This is a genomic window from Bacteroidota bacterium, from assembly GCA_019637975.1.
Classification (GTDB): Bacteria; Bacteroidota; Ignavibacteria; order UBA10030; family UBA6906; genus CAADGV01.
The window spans coordinates 1-18592 of record JAHBUR010000049.1; the positions used below are offsets into that span (position 1 = coordinate 1).

Annotated in this window: 10 protein-coding genes; all 10 read left to right on the plus strand. The window is 52.8% G+C overall.

Annotation, left to right across the window (positions count from 1 at the left end):
• Positions 1–397 (plus strand): T9SS type A sorting domain-containing protein (locus KF749_17475; protein ID MBX2992945.1); only part of this gene is annotated, 397 nt, incomplete at its 5' end.
• Between the two features lie 65 nt (positions 398–462).
• Positions 463–4077, plus strand: coding sequence for a T9SS type A sorting domain-containing protein (locus tag KF749_17480; GenBank protein ID MBX2992946.1), 3615 nt, complete (start codon positions 463–465; stop codon positions 4075–4077).
• Between the two features lie 41 nt (positions 4078–4118).
• Positions 4119–5354, plus strand: a complete 1236-nt coding sequence (locus KF749_17485) for a T9SS type A sorting domain-containing protein (protein ID MBX2992947.1) — start codon at positions 4119–4121, stop codon at positions 5352–5354.
• Between the two features lie 769 nt (positions 5355–6123).
• Positions 6124–6861 carry a T9SS type A sorting domain-containing protein gene (locus tag KF749_17490; GenBank protein ID MBX2992948.1) on the plus strand — a complete coding sequence of 246 codons (738 nt, stop codon included), beginning with the start codon at positions 6124–6126 and terminating at the stop codon, positions 6859–6861.
• 994 nt (positions 6862–7855) lie between these two features.
• A complete protein-coding gene (locus KF749_17495) occupies positions 7856–8506 on the plus strand; it encodes a T9SS type A sorting domain-containing protein (protein ID MBX2992949.1) in 651 nt (216 codons plus the stop codon).
• Positions 8507–9364: 858 nt separating this feature from the next.
• Positions 9365–10726 carry a T9SS type A sorting domain-containing protein gene (locus KF749_17500; GenBank protein MBX2992950.1) on the plus strand — a complete coding sequence of 454 codons (1362 nt, stop codon included), beginning with the start codon at positions 9365–9367 and terminating at the stop codon, positions 10724–10726.
• A gap of 36 nt (positions 10727–10762) precedes the next feature.
• Positions 10763–12508, plus strand: a complete 1746-nt coding sequence (locus tag KF749_17505; GenBank protein MBX2992951.1) for a beta-galactosidase — start codon at positions 10763–10765, stop codon at positions 12506–12508.
• Between the two features lie 1733 nt (positions 12509–14241).
• Positions 14242–14814 (plus strand): T9SS type A sorting domain-containing protein, encoded by a 573-nt coding sequence (locus KF749_17510; protein ID MBX2992952.1) that lies wholly within the window; start codon positions 14242–14244, stop codon positions 14812–14814.
• Between the two features lie 73 nt (positions 14815–14887).
• On the plus strand, positions 14888–16939 hold the full coding sequence (locus KF749_17515) for a T9SS type A sorting domain-containing protein (protein MBX2992953.1): 2052 nt from the start codon (positions 14888–14890) through the stop codon (positions 16937–16939).
• Positions 16940–17275: 336 nt separating this feature from the next.
• The coding region (locus KF749_17520) for a T9SS type A sorting domain-containing protein (GenBank protein ID MBX2992954.1) at positions 17276–18592 on the plus strand (1317 nt) is incomplete at its 3' end.

Genomic DNA, 18592 nt, shown 5'->3' on the forward strand with positions numbered 1-18592 from the left:
CGTATGCCGGGTAACGAGCAGCATTGTGCCCGTTCTGGAAATCTATAGCCGCCCCCTGCACCTTTTCGTGGAGGGTAGTTTGAGCGTGGATCGACAGACTGATGGATTTCCGTCGACATTCTCACTGGAACAGAATTATCCGAACCCGTTCAACCCAGTGACGACCATTGGATTTCAGATTGCGGATTACGGATTGGTGACGCTCAAGGTTTTCGACCTGCTCGGCAGAGAAGTGGCGACGCTGGTGAATGAGGTGATGGAGCCGGGGAGGTATGAGCGGGTGTTCTCCGCGAAAGGCGGATCCGCCTCCGGCGAGAACCTCGCAAGTGGAGTCTATCTGTATCAGCTGAAGGCCAGGAGTTTTGTTCAGACAAGAAAGTTTTTGTTGGTGAGATAACGCCACGTTGCCCGTCTAGTATAGGATGCAACGCATGTAGTCACCAAGAATTATAGGAGGTACAAATGAAGCAACTCTACACACTGCTTTTCATCCTTTGCCTGGTTCTTCCTTCGGCGGTTTGGGGTGAGAAGCCGCAGAAGAGCCGAAGCACGCCGGGAAGTACGTTCAACCAGCTCGGACTTCCCCACTATTCCCTTCTCAACATCAACAACATTACGACGTGGATGAGAAGGGACGGGCAGTCGAATCACGCGCCCACCGGTGCGGAGGGCGTGTACTACCCGCGGGGAACACGCTGGGTGGTGTACCAGGATGGATTTGTGTGGGGGGGGAAGGCGTATCTTGACGCGGACTACACGATCCCGCATCCCACCCAGGTTATCCGCATTGGCGGGGCAACCTACAATGTCGGTACGCAGGCCGGACGCGTAATTGGTTTCGGCCCGGATGCCGTTCCGGCAAATCCGAATGATCCGGAGGTTCGCATCTTCCGGATTCGGCGGGACTACGCGCAAATGTCACAGGATGAACTGCGCCGCGATGCGTCGGAATATTTTGAAGTCCCGTTTGCCGACGTAACGCCTTTTCAGATCAGTTCCATCTCCACACAATATCAAATCGATTGGATGGAGTGGCCCGTGGAATATGGCGCGCCGTATATTGAACGCAACGGACAGCCCGGCTACCAACCTCCGCCCCCTTTCAGCCCGAACTTCACTGTTGACAGTCTTATCCCGGGATACTACGACGAACCGGGCCTCGCGGGAGTGAACACGAGCTTCCCTGCCGATCAGGTGATCTGGACTGTCTTCAACGATCTCAACAGGGCCATCTCAACAAGCTTCTACGGCTCCGAACCACTGGGTCTGGAAGCGCAGGTTACAATTTGGGGATACAAGAGAACCGACGCTCTCGGACAAACCTACTTCAAGCGCATCCGCTTTATCAACAAAGGAGGCGTTGACCGGGGAGGCGGGGTCATGGGTTCGCTGTACATTGATTCGATGTACATTGCACAATGGTCCGACCCTGATCTTGGCAACTTCGCCGACGACCTTGCAGGATGCGACACGGTTGTCAAAATGGGATATGTTTATAATGGCCACGCACTGGATGCACAATTTGCCCAACTCAACCTCCCTCCCCCTGCCTTCGGCTATTCGATAGCACAAGGCCCCATTGTCCCGGGCATGCCCGGTGACACGGGCATCTACAACTTCCGTCGGTGGCAGGGAAGAAGGAATCTCTCGATGACATCATTTGCATATTTCGCCAGCGGCAATCCATATGTTGACCCACCTCCTTCGTACAATGGTGCTCTCCAATGGTGGAAATTGCTCAGGGGGTTTTTGCCCAACTGGCAATTGGATTTGCATTACCCACATCCTCCGGGTGAGCCGGTGTCGTTCTTTCCGCTCAATGGCGACCCAGTCCATGGTACAGGATTTATTGATGGTGCGGGAACCACATATTCATACATTCTCGGCGACCGCCGCATTATAGTCAACACCGGCCCCTTCCGCCTTGCCCCCGGTGATACGCAAGAGGTGATCATGGCAAACACAGGCGGCATAGGCGCCGACCGCCTTTCGAGCATTAGTGCAATGAAAGCACATGCGCGGGTGGCGAAATCGTCGGTGCAGCATCTTCTTGGCTCGAAGCCCCCGTTGGCAACAAGCGCTGTAACGTACCCAAACCCGACAGAAGCGACAGTGAGATTGCACGCAGATGCGAGGGGAATTCCGGCACAGTCCATTACCGCGACACTCCTGACACCATCCGGCACGATAATCGGGTCTTTCCCGCTCTACGACGATGGCACGCACGGCGATACGCTTGCGGGAGACGGAAGATGGACAAATGAACTTACCATCAGTCGCCAGCAACAAGGACTCTCAGCACAACTCACGGTTTCGGAAACGGGCAGCGGCAGTTTTGTGTGGGAGGGAATCCTCACCCAAATCACCACCCTCGGCCCCCTCTCTTTTAGCAATCTCCGCGTGTTCGCTGACAACACCAACAACGATGGCCGGGCCAATCCGGGTGAGATTGTGAGATTCGGATTCTCGACCGTCAATCAGGCAGCAGGCGAGTTGAGCGGTTTGAGAGTCACGCCGTTGTCCGAGTTCGACGGGAAGACCCGGACTATCCCCCTTCTTCCCGCCGGTTCAACGGATAGCATGACCTACAATCCGTCCGAGCCATCGTCGTTCTTCTCAGTCAAAATTCCGCCCGACTATCCGGACAGTCTTTTTTCAATCCAGATTCAAATGGAGGATGCCAACTTCAACCGGTGGACGGGAAGAATTGGCATGATGGTCTATCCGTACGGTTTCCAGTTGCCGCGTGCGGCTCTGAATCACATTACCGGCCAAGCAAGCGGCAGTCCCGAAGTAGTGATTGTCAACCCGGCGGCGATTCAGAATCATCTCTATCTGATACGGGGAGTTGATTCGTTGAACGGAGAAGTCGCCCGCTTCATGTTAAAAGACTCCACCTCGGGAAGCATTCTTATTAACAGGAGTCCGCTGCCCGATACAACCGGATTTAACATCCCGGTCACGGACGGGTTCCGCATCCGCTTGGGAACACTCGAAACACGGGGCGGCATACGAGGCTGGGATGTACCGAACGGCACATTGCGGTTCAGTTCAATCGGGGGTGAATGGACTTCCTTTGAAGGTTTTGGCGGAACGATTGACTGGTACGACCCTTCTTACTTTTTTGGCATAGCCCCGGCGAAAGGCCTGCATGCAAGGGAGTTGCGCAATGTGATCATCAAGCTTGCGACAGCCGCGTCCGGTTCGGGAAGTAACCTCAACACCGGTTTCCCATACGGCGGGTGGAACAGGGAAACTACAACAGATCCGAACATGTCGTATGCGTACAGGTACCTGCGCGCGGCAACAGCAGCGCCTGCCTTGCCGGAGTTTGCGCCGTACATCGTAAACCCGTCAGCAGGGTACGCCTACCAAGACTATAAGAAAGGGGTCCCCTTCTCGGCGTGGGATATTGATGCGAATCCCCCGCGGCGGCTTGCGGTCGGCTTCCACGAGAACAACGTTTCAGCCGGACTCGTTGACGGATTGTACTGGCCGCCTCCCGCCAATACAGTGGTCGGCAACAACCAGGTTCGTGAGTTCTTCTTCATCTTCGGCCGTGACTATACCGGAGACACTCCCGATCCGGCGTTGATGGTTGATGCGCTCAATAACTCGCTCCCTGTTATGTGGTGGGGAACGGTGACGCGGGCGGACAATACCAACTTCTTTACAGGCGATGAGTTTCTCATTCTCGCCCGTAAAGTCATGACCTCCGCCGATACTTGGACATTCAACCCGACCATTGTGTTGGGCATTGACGGAGACTCCCGACCGGAGGAGTTTGCCCTCTTTCAGAATTACCCCAATCCGTTCAACCCCACTACCACGATCCGATACCAGCTTCCCGTTCCGAGTCTCGTAACGATCAAGATCTACAACATTCTCGGCCAGGAAATCTCAACGCTGGTGGAGGAAGTCCGGACGCATGGGACACATACTGCCATGTGGAACGGAACGAACCGGGCGGGAAATAATGTGGCGACCGGAGTCTACTTCTACCGGATGGAAGCAAAGCCGACAAGCGGAAAAGCCGGAACATTTATGCGCGTTCAGAAGATGTTGCTGCTGAAGTAAGGCTGTGTATTATTTCCAGACAGAGTAAAGGAGGTACCGTAATGAGAACACTTATCGTCCTATTATGCTTGATATTTGTTGACGGGTCCGGTGTCGCTCAAACCGCGGGCTGGGTCCGGCAAAACAGCGGCACATCAAACTTCCTTTACTCTGTATATTTTGTGTCAAGCACCACCGGCTGGGTTGTTGGGCAGGGTGGAACAATCCTGAAAACAACCAACGCAGGAACAACCTGGTTGCCCCAGTCAAGCGGCACGACCAACTTCCTCTATTCCATTTTCTTCATAGATGCCAATACGGGGTGGACGGTCGGGCAGAACGGCACAATCCGCAAAACAACAAATGCAGGTGCTGCGTGGTTTTCGCAGGCGAGCGGTTTCAACGAGTACCTGTATTCCATCACATTCACCGACTTGGCGAACGGCATCATCGTCGGCAGCAACGGACTTGTCTTGCGCAGCACGAATGGCGGTACGCAATGGAATCCGGTTGACGCAGGCATATCGAACACGCTCAGCACCGTGTGCTTCCCCATCTCCGCCACTTCGCTTATCGGGTATGCCGTAGGTGGAAGTGCATCGGAAGGTACAGTGTTACGAACTACGGACGCGGGCGTTACTTGGACGCCGCAAGATGCCGGCACAAGCAACTGGCTCTTCGGCACGTACTTCACCGATCTGCTCAACGGATGGGCCGTAGGCTTCAACGGCACCATCAGGCACACCACCGACGGGGGACAAACCTGGTTGCCGCAATCCAGCGGTATTGTTGAACGCCTCGTCGGTACGCATTTCCCCACTCCCAACACCGGCTGGGCCGTCGGGTTTGCGGGCACAATCCTGAAAACGGAGAATGCCGGGAATGAATGGATCCCACAATCCAGCGGAGTGACGAGCAACCTCTGGTCGGTGTTCTTCCTCGACAACAACACGGGTTGGGCGGCAGGGTGGAACGGCACAATCCTTCACACGCGAACAGGGGGAACGACGTCGGTTGCTGAGGAAGGTCAGCCTGCGGAGTTTGTGTTGGAGCAGAACTATCCGAATCCGTTTAATCCGACAACAACGATTCGTTTCACTGTAGGGACGTATGGCCATACGTCCCTACGGGTTTTCGACCTGCTCGGCAGAGAGGTGGCGACGTTGGTGGATGAAGCAAAACACGCCGGGCACCATGAGGTGGTTTGGAATGCGGCAGAGTTTGCAAGCGGTATGTACTTCTATCAATTGAAAGCCGGAGGCTATAATGCTACAAGAAAGATGTTTCTCATCAGGTAGAGCGGCGGCCATTCTCTTTTCTCTCTGTTGCGTGCCCTTGGTTTTCAACGGCGCGTCCGCGCAAACCGATTGGACACCCCCCGTTGTGATCAGCCGGGACTCTCTCAGCGAACGTCATCCGACATTCGCCAACTATATTTTCGACTACGGCATAGCGCAGCCGAGGGAGGAGGCCCTGGCGTTTGTTCGCAACAACAGGAGTATCTGCGTGCGACGGACACGCAATAATGGAACAGAGTGGTCGGATACACTCTACTGCGTGCCGAATGATTCTGCTGCCTTTGCCAACCCGACAATCACGTACACGCGAGTTCCCGGCACGCAGCGCCTGATGCTCATTCTCGCGTGGGAAAGCGATGAGTACCCGATGCCGGGCGGAATTCTCATGTACACCACGTGGGATAATGGCGTGTGGAATCAACAGTCGCCTATCACGCTCGACTTTGCGGGCGATCGCAATCCGCATCTTGCTCCGCACGATAGCGGTGCCGGCATTGTGTGGGAACGCCGCGGACGCATCATGTATTCGCGCTACTCAGCGGGAGTCTGGTCGTGGCCCGAATACGTCACGCCGACCGGAGATTCGCTTAATTCGAATCCCAAACTCACGTACGACAATGCGTACCCGGTGGTTGTCTGGACAAAGCGAAAGGCTCCTGACACCACTTACGCCATTTACAACTCAACAAAGCGCGGGGGCGTTTGGCGGCTGCCGGACACGCTCGCCTATTCAGGCGACAACCGACAACCGTCGTTCTTCAAGCCAGCAATGTCATGGGCGCCACTTTCAGTCTGCTGGAGCAAAACGTACGGAGATTACAGGGTAGTGGTATCAAGAGGGTTTGGCTTTCGCAACGATTCTCTCCAACTTGAGGCGATTGAGACTCTTTCGCCCAATCAGGCCCAAGGAATTAATTCTTCGCCTGCAGTAAACAATACGCCCATTCCCATCACCACTCAATCAACGCCGCTCATGTGGCATATTGCCGGAACGTGGCGAACCAATTCGCCGACGTTGGGCGACGGCATAGCCGTTTCATCATGGGGAGGAATGGTAACATCTACATTCAATCCGCCATCTCTCACAACATACTTCAATCCTGATATTTCTCCCGGAGTGTGGTCGTATCCCTACGTTCGGATTTGGGTGGCGTGGGAAGGTGTCACCAACAACTCGTGGAAACTCTACGGCTCGGTTTTTACAGTGATGATTACAGACGTGCAAGAAGGCGAAGCGAAACCTGCGGCTTATGCATTGTATCAGAACTATCCGAATCCGTTCAACCCAATGACGACAATCAGGTATCAGCTTCCGGCAGCCGGCCATGTTACACTCAAGGTTTTTGATTTACTTGGTAGAGAAGTTGCCACATTGGTGGATGGGATTCAGCAAGCCGGATTCAAGTCGGTGGCGTTTGATGGGGGCGGATTGCCAAGCGGTATCTATTTCTACAGGCTGAACAACGGCAACTATTCGGCTGTGAAGAAAATGGTTTTAATTCAGTAATCTTCAAAGGAGATTTCCGATGACTCGCATATTCGCCACGTTCACAATTCTGATTCTGGCGGTTGGAACAGGTTTCGGACAGACCTATTCCACTTATACCGGCATCAGCGGATTCTACGACTATCAAGCCAACTACCGAACGCCGCAATACATACGTGCATGTCCCGGCACATCTTCCATCCATGCTATCATGATGGTGGCGGATGATTCGCTGAATGTCAGCACGAGCAGACGAACGGCATACGCTTACAGTTCCGACGGCGGCACAACGTGGACGACGTTCAACGATATCCGGGTCCCTGCACGAAGGTCAGGCTTCCCCTCGCTCGACATTCTTCAAGGCACAGCCGCCAATGCCGCGGTTATTGCAAACCACAACGTTGTTGCAGCGTCGTTGCAATCTGTTGTGTATGTAGATTATCCCGTGGGAAGCGGCGCCTTCTCCGAGCTGAACGCCCCTCCACTCATCGGTGGCGATGAACCGATTTTTCCGGAGATTGCCGGAGCTGCCGACGGTTCCATTGTGATGCTTGCAAGCAGAGCGGCGGCAACAACGTCACATCGGACGAGAATCACTGACTTTACCAACTGGCAACCGTGGGGTAGTTTGACACCTGACTTCGTCAGCGACGGGTACGTTGTTGAAGCAAACGGTACGGGGAGAGTCGGGATTGCCGTTGCCGCTCCGTCGTCACCGCTGCAATGGCTTGAGTCGACGGATAACGGCGTTACGTGGCCCGCAAGTCTTACCGAACTGCTTCCCGAAGTCATTTCCGCCGGATCGGATTCGTTCGTCATCACTCCCGGCTTCGATCTCGTCTTCATAAACGGCGACACGCTGATCACGTTTGGGGTAACGAAACAACTGAACGGCATTCCGACGCATCGCTTCTCCGGCATCGGGTTCTACAGCGGGCGGACTGGCTTTGTGATTGCCGTTCCACACGAGTCGGTGTTGCGCGCTGTTGACACGTTAAGCAAACGGCAGACGAACATGTTCCCCGTCGGATATCCCGCCATTGGCGTTTCGGGATCGAATATTGTGATAGCGTTTCAGGCGTTCATGCCCGAAACATCGCAGGCGGGATTCAACTATGCAGATGTGTTTATCACGTCGTCATCGAATGGAGGACTCACTTGGGCAACGCCATCCAATGTATCAAATACACTGACACTCGATGAACGATACGTGAGCATGTCGAAATGGAATCCCGCCTTACAAGCGAACCTCGTGTATCAGGAAGACCCCGAGCCGGGTGCCGGGGCATTCGGAACCGACCTCGCCCCGGTTTCACGCAACAGACAGCGGTTTGTTAGAATTGGTCCTTTTGCCAGCGTTGGGGAACCCGGTGGGATTCCGGCGGAGTTTACGCTGTTCCAGAATTATCCGAATCCATTCAACCCAACGACGAAAATCGAATTTCGAATTCCTGCCCGTCCGGCAGGCGGGGCCAACTTCGGATTAGTAACGCTAAAGGTCTTCGACCTTCTTGGCAGAGAAGTGGCGACACTGGTGAATGAGGTGATGCAGCCGGGGAGTTATGAGCGAGTGTTTCATGCAGAGGGGTTGGCGAGTGGCGTATATCTCTGCCAACTCAAATCAGGAAGCTTTGTTCAGACAAAGAAACTCCTGCTGTTGAGATAGTGTCACCTGATACCACAGATGTAGGAGAAACAATGATTTTGCCACCAGCAAGGATTGAGAATGAACAGGCTTAATGCTAGACTCATTTGTATCGGGCTCTGTCTCCAGCTTTCTTTCCCATCATTCACTCAATACACATGGAGGCCCACGGCTGGCCCTGAAAAACCCACAAAAGTGCTTACGATATTTGCAGAACCAGATAGTCCCGTTCTTGTAGGCCTCCAAGGGGATGGCCTATATCGCAAAACAACCAGTGACTCAAATTGGTCTCCCAGCGGATTGAACAACCTTAGTATCTATACACTTTTAAGAAAGGCGGGTGGCCCTCTTCTTGCAGGCGCATCACAAGGCATCTTCCGTTCTGACGATAATGGCAATACATGGGCTCAGCTAGGACTTTCGAATTACGGAGTGAGCGCAATCTGCCTTGTGAACGAGGCTGCTGTGGTCGCGGGAACGCAACCTATCGGCGTTGGCGTTAGCTATCTTTTTCTCTCCACCAACTTCGGAGGCAGCTGGGATCAAGTTGGATCCCTAAATGGCTATGTTCCGTTTTCCGCACTAGTCAAAACGCCGCTTCATAGCATTCTTGCAGGAAGCAACGGCCGTGGCGTCTTTCGCAGTGTCGACGGCGGCTCTACTTGGCCACCCAGTAACAATGGACTGCCTACCCAGAGTATCACAAGCCTGCTTGTTACGGAAAACGGGGATGTGCTCTGCGGAACAAGTAGCGGGATCTTTCGTTCGACGGACGATGGAATGAGTTGGCTACCAACATCTCTTGCAAACGGGCAAATCAATGGATTGAGTGGGAACCCTACCACGAATCACGTCCTTGCGTCTACATATGGGGGTGGAGTGTACAGATCAACTGACAATGGAATAAGCTGGCAATCACTTGGGCAGAGTTTCTACAATGTCCTCTCCGCCATTGAATTAGCAAACGATAGCATGCTCATTGGAACCGAAAAAAACGGGGTTTTTGCAACGATAGACGCAGGCTTATCATGGTTTTCCAACAATGGCGGATTCAAGAAGGCGTCCGTTACAGCCTTGGTAGTTACACCGAGTGGCTATGTCCTCGCGGGCCGTAGTGGGCCCGGTGCCGGTGGCGTGGGAGGAACCGGCGGCGGCATGTTCCGATCTACAGACCGCGGCGAACACTGGATTCAGACATCCGCCACTGCATATTCATCTCACAGCATCACATTGAAAAACAACAACACCGTATTCTACAGTGCAACGGTTGGCATCTACCGTTCAACAGATGAAGGGGCAACATGGGGCTGGTCTGCGCATGTAGATAAGTATATTAATGGCATAGCTGTTGACACGAACGGCAACGTCTACGCCACTGCACAATGGGCCACATATCCCGGCTCATTCAGAGCTTTCTATCGGTCAACCGATGACGGGTCAACGTGGGTTGACATAGGTGCATGTCTCGACAACCCTGGCTTTCTTGCAAGGAGTTTGAGGAACGAGTTCTTCGGTGTCACATCCCAAAACTCTCCTTATTATGCAATGTTCTACAGAAGAAGCGTAAGCTCGGGATGCACTCCCGTGCACACGGGTCTTCCCAATGCCACGGGAGTTCGAGCGGTGGCGTTTTCGCAGAATGGTTTCACGTTTGTGGCACATGACAGTGGTGTGTATCGCTCAACGAACAATGGGGGGCTTTGGACTGGAATGAATGCGGGCCTCCCGTCACGCGTTGCTCTTTGCCTCGCATTCAACAGAGGCGAACATCTTTTTGTCGGTACAGCGGGCGGGGGTGTGTTTCGATCGACAGACCTCGGCGAAACCTGGACAATAATGAACGAAGGATTGACGGATCTCACCGTGAGATCCCTTGCTACCGACGCCTCCGGCTACCTCTTTGCAGGAACTGATGACGGGGTGTTCAGGACAACCAGCACAACAACAGAAGTCATCCAACAAACAGGTTCTGCTACAACTATGTTTACCCTTGAACAGAACTATCCCAACCCCTTCAACCCGAGGACAACAATCAAATTCCAAATTCCTCAGTCATCCTTCGTCACTCTCAGAGTCTTCGACTTGCTCGGCAGAGAAGTGGCAACGTTAGTGGATGAGGTGATGCAGCCGGGGAGTTATGAGCGGGTGTTTCATGCGGAGGGGTTGGCGAGCGGGGTGTATGTGTATCAACTGAGAGGCGGAGGTTCCGTGCAATCGCGAAAGCTCCTGCTCCTCAGATAGCAAGACATTTCCAACGAATAAGAAAGCGCTACAGGTATGAAGACATTGGCCGCTTCACTCTTGATTCTTGTTGCCACACTGCCGCTTTTTGGTCAGCAGCAGTTTGATATAGTCTATCTCGCCGACCCGCAAGTTGTGTGCGACCTTGACTGGCTTCACAGGATGAAAACCGACTGGCATGCAACGGCTATTAACCTGCGTATTAGATGGCATGAAGTTGAAGATGCAAGCCATCGCCTCAATTGGCAACTGGTGGATAGAGCCTTGCGGATCATCGATTCCGCCGGTCTGGGAATCTACATCCGAGTGAGTATGAACGTCATAAATCCCGCCTGGTACGGCGAGTATTCATTTGACGATTTCCATCAGCGATACGACAGCACATACTATCTCCGTCCCTATTGGGATCTTCCGGAACGATCATATCGCAGGATGCTGAACTTCCGTGCGCCAAAGGCTCGAAAAGCACAAGTGGCTTTTTTTAGGGCAGTCGTCGCCCATCTTAACAGCTCCCCCTACGCCCGCAAGATCACGCTGATCGTTCCAACAATCAGTGTTGATGACGAGTCAGAGTACCCGACACATACACTCGTTGAGGTCAACGGGAAACTCACCGACGTTACGATGATGAGCGGGTACAGTGCCCATGAAATCAATGCATTTATCTCGTACGTCCGCAAGAAATACAGACAGTTGGGCACCCTTAACAGGGCATGGGGATCGGCATTTGTGTCTTTTCAGGACATCGGCCGTCAGATGCGCAGGTTTGGATGGCACGAACAGCCTCATGATCCGAACCATTCGTTCCGGTTCCCCGAGGGCAGGAAGGATTGGCTTGATTTCCGGACCCTCGAATTGAAGAACTACTTCGACACTCTGTGTACAATCACAAAAACTGCAAACCGCAGGTTCAGGTTCGGCTTGCAATTCGGTTCGTTCTACGACAGACTGCTGATCTTCAGAGGATTCTACGATCCAACCCCTCTTCTTGAGAAGGTCGATTTTTTTATCACGGACGAGATTGCGGAGTACAGGCCAAACTTTGAATTCGCCGCAAACTACAGTAGAACGCTTGCACGATATTGGAATTGGAAAAACCGTCGTGGGAACAACCCGGTAGGATTTGCCACGGAATCCAATTGGCCCAGTTACGGATTTGATGAACAACATCCCAAGGGGTACCCCGCTGAAGCGCTGTGCAAAAACTGGGGTGCCCAACTCGAAACCTTCCATCGCAACGGCGCATCGGCACACTTTGTTTCCCTCTGGGGAACGATGGAAGCAATCATGTATCACTTCGCAGACTCCATCAAGAGCGGGTTCTACATGCGCCCCGATCAATATCTTGAATGGTCCAGGACTTTGGCCCGACACAAGCACGTCGCAACTCCAGAGGCCGCAAGAACGGCTCTGCACCTTGGGCCCGAGCAAGCATTGAAAGCGAAGGACTCCGCTGATACACGTGTATTCACTTTCGGCGAGTCGGCAGGAATCGATCCGGCGACCGAAGGTGCGAAGGACGGGCACAAAGTACTGCACTTCTATCAATTCCCATTTGCAAAGCAGGCCGCCCCATCGACCGCGACAGAGGGCGAGGAAGATCGGTCGGTCGATGCATTTGATATTGTCACCGACTACATTATTGAAAAGAGCCCCGAATTTCTCGCAACATACTACGACGAACTCCAACTGACACGCTCCAGTCGGCACATGACCAAGGCTGCCTCCCGGAGTCTTCAAAGTAGAGCGTTGCGCAATTTGAGAATTCGAGTGAAAGAGTAACAATCATGAAAACGACTCAACAAAGAATACCGTTGATACCGTGGGTTGGCACATTGGCTATACTCATTGCGATGACAAACTCGCCTGTCAAGGCTCAAAACTCATGGCTGCCAACTTCTCTTACATCCTTGGTAGACGGAATGGCTTTGAACAATCAGGGTCATTTGTTTGCCCACGGCTATCAGCTCTTCCGATCAACAGATAGTGGGGCTTCCTGGACAGCAATCGGTTCCGGCACAGCAAACGAGGCTGTTTTCAAGCCGATTGGGATTGCAAACAACGGAGATATTTTTGTCGGGAGATGGCGTTCCGTGTGGCGTTCACGAGACAATGGCGACACATGGCAGAGCATCGATACGACGATGGGAGATGTCCACAGCTTTGCATTTGGCCATAACAATGAGATCTATGCGGCGTCAACCGTCAGAGGAATCTACAAATCAACGAATGGGGGCGACTCGTGGCAACAGACCACGGCTACTAATGGACTGCACATCGTCATTGACGGAACTGGTAAACTGTACGCAGGAATGAACAATTCGGTGTATTCGTCAATCGACAATGGCGTGACGTGGACTCAGGCAGGAAACGCTCCTAAACCGGCTTGCCTTGCGGTCAACTCGCAGGGGCACATCTTCGCGGGAACTTTCTCGAATGGCATGTTCAGGTCAACGGACGGAGGTGTCAACTGGATTCCCATAAACTACGGGTCAAACATGAGCCGGATTGACGGCATAGCGTTTGACACGCTCGGCTACGTTTTTGCCTACTACAATACTGTCTATCGTTCAAGTGATAATGGAAACACCTGGACGCAAATCAGGAGGGGGTTGCCGGGAACAATCATCCGTAGCATCCTCCCCGCCCAATCGTTGTTTGTGGGAACCTTAAGCAGCGGAGTTTTCAGAAGAAATGAAATCCTCACCTGGGCACCGACGCCTCCCGTTCAGTTGGCGCCGCCAAACGCCTCCACTGACATTCCGGTAAATCCTGTATTGAAATGGAACTCCTCGGTAAACGCATCTTCGTATGCGCTCTTTGTTGCGAAAGATTCCAATTTCTCTCAAGTTGTGTACAGCAACGGGAACCTTGCAGATACTTCAGTGCAAGTGTTCGGCCTGCCATACACCACAACCCTTTACTGGCGATTGCGCGGAACACACCCTGAAGAGGGCGAGGGCGGGTGGTCCACAAAATGGAATTTCACAACGACATTTCCCCTTCTCGCTCCACCACAGTCGGTGTCGCCTGTCAATGGTGAACTCAACACAGCTATCAACCCGATGTTGGTATGGAGAAAAGTGACATCGGCTGTGGCGTACTCGGTTCAGGTTGCAAGCGATTCGATATTCAGCAATATCCTCTTTGAAACCACGAACATCGCGGATACAAGTGTTCGCGCAATAGGATTACAGTACGCCACAACGTATTTCTGGAGAACCCGGACGATTCGTAGTGATAGTACCAGTGCCTGGGCCTCCCCCTGGCATTTCACAACTGCTACCCAGGATGTCTCAGGACATTTTCCTCTGACCGTAGGCAATTCTTGGACCGTAGTACAAATGTCATCAGGCAATCCAGAATGGTACTTCTTGATGAAGATTGAAAGAGACACAATCCTTGGGGATGGAAGACAATACGCTGCAATGAGGACTTACTCCAGACCCGCCAGTGGAACGATATGGACGCCCGGAGGCTGGAACTACTTGCGAACGGCCGGCGCCCAGGTGTTTATGTATCCCGATTCAATGCTCGTTGATTTCGATTCGACAGTCGGCAGTTGTTTGCCCGGACCTCCACCACAAGGTTGTGTTGTTGGAGATTATTGGTCGATCTGGCTGGGCAGATACGCAAGAATAGTCACGATATCAAGAAATTATGGATACGATTTCTGGGCGTATGCTGACAGCATGGGATTCGCCGTCTTTCATGCGTCTCGATTCCAGAACTACTTCCCGGTGTACACGATCGGGGCGAGAATCAACGGAGTGGAATACGGCATCATCTTGGCGGTTGGAGAATCCGAACAAGAACTACCGTCGTACTCCTTCGCATTGCATCAGAACTACCCCAACCCCTTCAACCCAACAACGACGATCAGATTCGAGATTCCTCATGCTTCATTCGTCACTCTCAAAGTCTTCGACCTGCTCGGCAGAGAAGTGAAGACGCTGGTTGATGAGGTGATGCAGCCGGGGAGTTATGAGCGGGTATTTAATGCTGAGGAACTGGCGAGTGGCGTGTATTTGTATCGACTTCGTGCAGGCAATTTTGAACAAACAAAAAGAACATTGATCTTGAAGTAACAGTATGGAAGCTCTTATGTATTCTCTAATGCGAAAACTTGTCGTAGCAATTTCGCTAATCAGCACTCTGAACATGGCTGTTCCCTTTCGGACGTACTCACAATGGATCCAGTGTTATCGACCGATGGGACAGGATGTACCTGCTCTTATCGTCATCGGGACAAACGTCTTTGCTGGAACCACCAACGGAGGTATCTTTCGCTCCGCTAATAACGGTATGAGTTGGACACGGATGAAGGCGGGGATCTCCGTGAAGTCTTTTGCTTTAATTGGCAATTATTTCTTTGCAGGCACTGCAGATAGCGGAGTTCTCCTTTCTTCTGATCATGGGGCATCATGGGCGCAGACCAATTCCGGATTGACGGAGACCTACGTAAGTGCGCTTGCAACAAAGGGTAGCGACCTGTTTGCTGGAACTTCTGCCGGTGTCTTTCTATCATCCAACAATGGCATGAGTTGGAGTCCCGTCAACTCCGGGCTTGCAAGCCTTGACGTTCAAACCCTCGCAGTAGAAGGAGCCAATGTTTTTGCAGGAACTTCTTCGGGGGGGATTTTTCGCACTACCAACAACGGTGGAGACTGGTATCCTGTTAATAGCGGTTTGACGAACCTGGACATCCCAGCATTGATAAGTTCAAACTTTGGCCTCTTTGCTGGTACAGTTAATTCCCAAGGAGTTTTTCGCTCAACCGATCATGGAATGAACTGGGTGGCGGTCAATTCCGGTTTAACAAATCGGCTCATTTATTCCTTCGGCGTCAATGGATCGACCCTCTTCGTAGGAACCGGCAATGGAGTGTTCAGGAGTACTGATTACGGGGTAACTTGGTCCCTGTCCGGAATCTCCGGAAACCCGGTCAAGTCACTAATCGCAACAGAACAAGGGAATGTGTTTGCGGGACTTCAAGGAGGCAGCACAGGGGGTGTGTCTCTTTCTTCTGACAACGGTTCGAGCTGGGTTCAAGTCAACTCAGGGTTGACAAAGTTCAGTGTCCGTGCCCTTACCGCTTCCGACACCTATTTGCTTGCCGGGATTTCAAGCGGAACCGTCTTTCGTTCTGATGATAATGGAAGCTATTGGAGTGCAAGCGATTCCGGTTTCGGCAGTGCCGGGGTAAGCACTTTTGCCTATCTGGGCGTTAATCTGTTTGCCGGAACAACCACCGGAAACGTCTTTCGTTCAACAGACAACGGCCTCAGATGGATCCGGACTGATTCGGGTTTGCCTGCCACCCCGATTCAAGCACTTGTCAGCAGTGGAAGCAGTCTTCTTGCGGGAACTTATGGCAGCGGAGTCTTCAAATCCACGGATGCAGGATTGACTTGGTCACCCGCAAATTCCGGTCTGATTTCCATGTACATTTATTCTTTGGCTATAGAGGATACAATGATCTTTGTCGGGACTGGAGACGGTTTCTGTCGTTCCACCAACCAAGGTGTGAGCTGGGTTTCGACAATTAACGAATTGACATCCAGTACGGTGCGTTCCCTCGCAGTAATCGGGACCAGACTTTTTGCCGGCGTAACTTCCTTTTCATATCCCAACCCTTCAATAGGGGTCTATCTTTCTACTAGTGCCGGTGAAACATGGACCAGAGTCGTCACAGGGCTCTCCGACCTTCGCGTTCAAACTTTCACCGTCAGAGGAATCAGTCTGATCGCAGGGACAACAAATGGCATCTTCGCTTCTACCGACTATGGAGCAAGTTGGACACCCATCCATCTTGGTCTAACAGATTTGTACATACAGGCACTTGCCTTCAATGACATCTACCTTTTTGCCGGAACAACTTCTGATGGAATATGGCGAAGGTCATTGTCGGAGATTACGTCGGCAACTCTCACAAATGACGAGCTACCGACAGACTTCTGGTTGTTTCAAAACCACCCCAACCCGTTCAATCCGAGCACAGTGATCGGATTTCGGATTGTGGATAACGGATTGGTGACTCTCAAGGTCTTCGACCTCCTCGGCAGAGAAGTGGCAACGCTGGTGGATCAGAAGATGGAGCCGGGAACACACGAGAGAGTTTTCAATGCCGAAGGCTTGGCAAGCGGGGTGTATCTCTATCAACTCAAGTCGGGAGGCTTTGTTCAAACAAAGAAACTCCTGCTGTTGAGATAAATTACACGCAAACTATTCGCGCCCCACTTCGCTTGTGACAACTCGCAACGGCGGGCTGAGGTAACAACCACTTCCCGCCGGGTTTCTCCGCCCGCTGTTGACTTTCTTCGTGGAACGGGCTAACTTTTATCAGGAACTACCCTCGCCAGTTCCTTCTGTGCATTTACCCTCTCCCCCACCACGAGGCTTAGATGCATGCATATTCCCCGATCTGTTCTTCATCATACCATAACTAATCCAAACGGCTCTCACGCTTAGTATCCGCTGTTCGCTTTCGTCAGTCTATCAGACCGAGGGGCCGTTTTCGTCTTTCACTTTCGATCAAGGGAGAGAACCATGAAACATATTCTTTCTGTCTTATTTCTGTTTTGCTTCGTCGTAGTCCAAGGAGACGCATCAGAACGTTTTACTTCCCTCTCGCCGCACTCACCGGCCAGACTGGATTCCATTGCCAGTTGGGCAGCGTTGGGAAGTGGCACTGACAACTGGGTGTATGCAATCGCGCAGATGGGAACCGACATCTATGTTGGAGGGATATTCGATACAGCAGGCGGCGTACCCGCGAGGAATATTGCTCGATGGGACGGGACGCAATGGCACGCGCTGGGCGCGGGAACGAACGCGGAAGTGCGGGCACTTGCAGTTATCGGAAGCAACCTGTACGCGGGAGGAAAATTCACTACGGCCGGCGGAATCACGGTTAACTATCTTGCTAAGTGGGATGGAGCCCAATGGTCTTCTCTCACGACAGGATTGTCGAGTCATGTTTTCGCACTTGGTGTGCGCGGCACAGATCTTTACGTCGGCGGGGCGTTTGTTTATGCAGGGGGAATACGGTCGGAATCTATTGCGAGATGGAACGGCACACAATGGTCAACAGAGTGGCAAACCATCGGGAGCGGTCTCAACCAACAGGTTGATGCAATCGCATTTATTGGAGATGACCTCTATGTCGGCGGAGGCTTTTGGAATGCAGGTACTGTACCTGCGAATAACATCGCCCGGTGGAGTGGGGGGCAGTGGTCAGCACTCGGCTCCGGTACTGAGGGAGGACAGATCTTCGCTCTTGTTTCCGTGGGAACCGACCTGTATGCTGCCGGCCATTTTACAATCGCCGGAGGCGTCAATGCTTCAAAGGTGGCCAAGTGGGACGGCAACTCCTGGTCGGCTCTTGGGAGCGGACTCAATTCCGCAACCTACGCTCTTGCAGCGATGCCGAACGGGCAAGGGGGAACTGACCTCTACGCGGGCGGTGAATTCTCCATCGCAGGTGGCGACAGCGCGAGCAAGATTGCAAAATGGAACGGAAGTGAATGGACACGCCTCGGCACCGGAACCAGCTCTGTCGTTGAAGCGCTGTACGCGTCAGGCTCTCTTCTTTACGTTGGCGGGAGGTTCGAAACCGCCGGTGGAGTGTTGGCGAAGCGCATTGCATGCTGGGGGCCGGCATTTACATCAGTGCCTGACCCTTCGCAGCAACCGTACGCGTTCCATCTTGCACAAAACTATCCCAACCCGTTTAATCCGACGACGACAATCAGCTATCAGCTATCAGCAGTCAGCCACGTGACACTCAAAGTCTTCGACCTGCTCGGTAGAGAAGTCGCAACGCTGGTGAATGAGGTGATGCAGCCGGGAGACCATGAGCGGCTG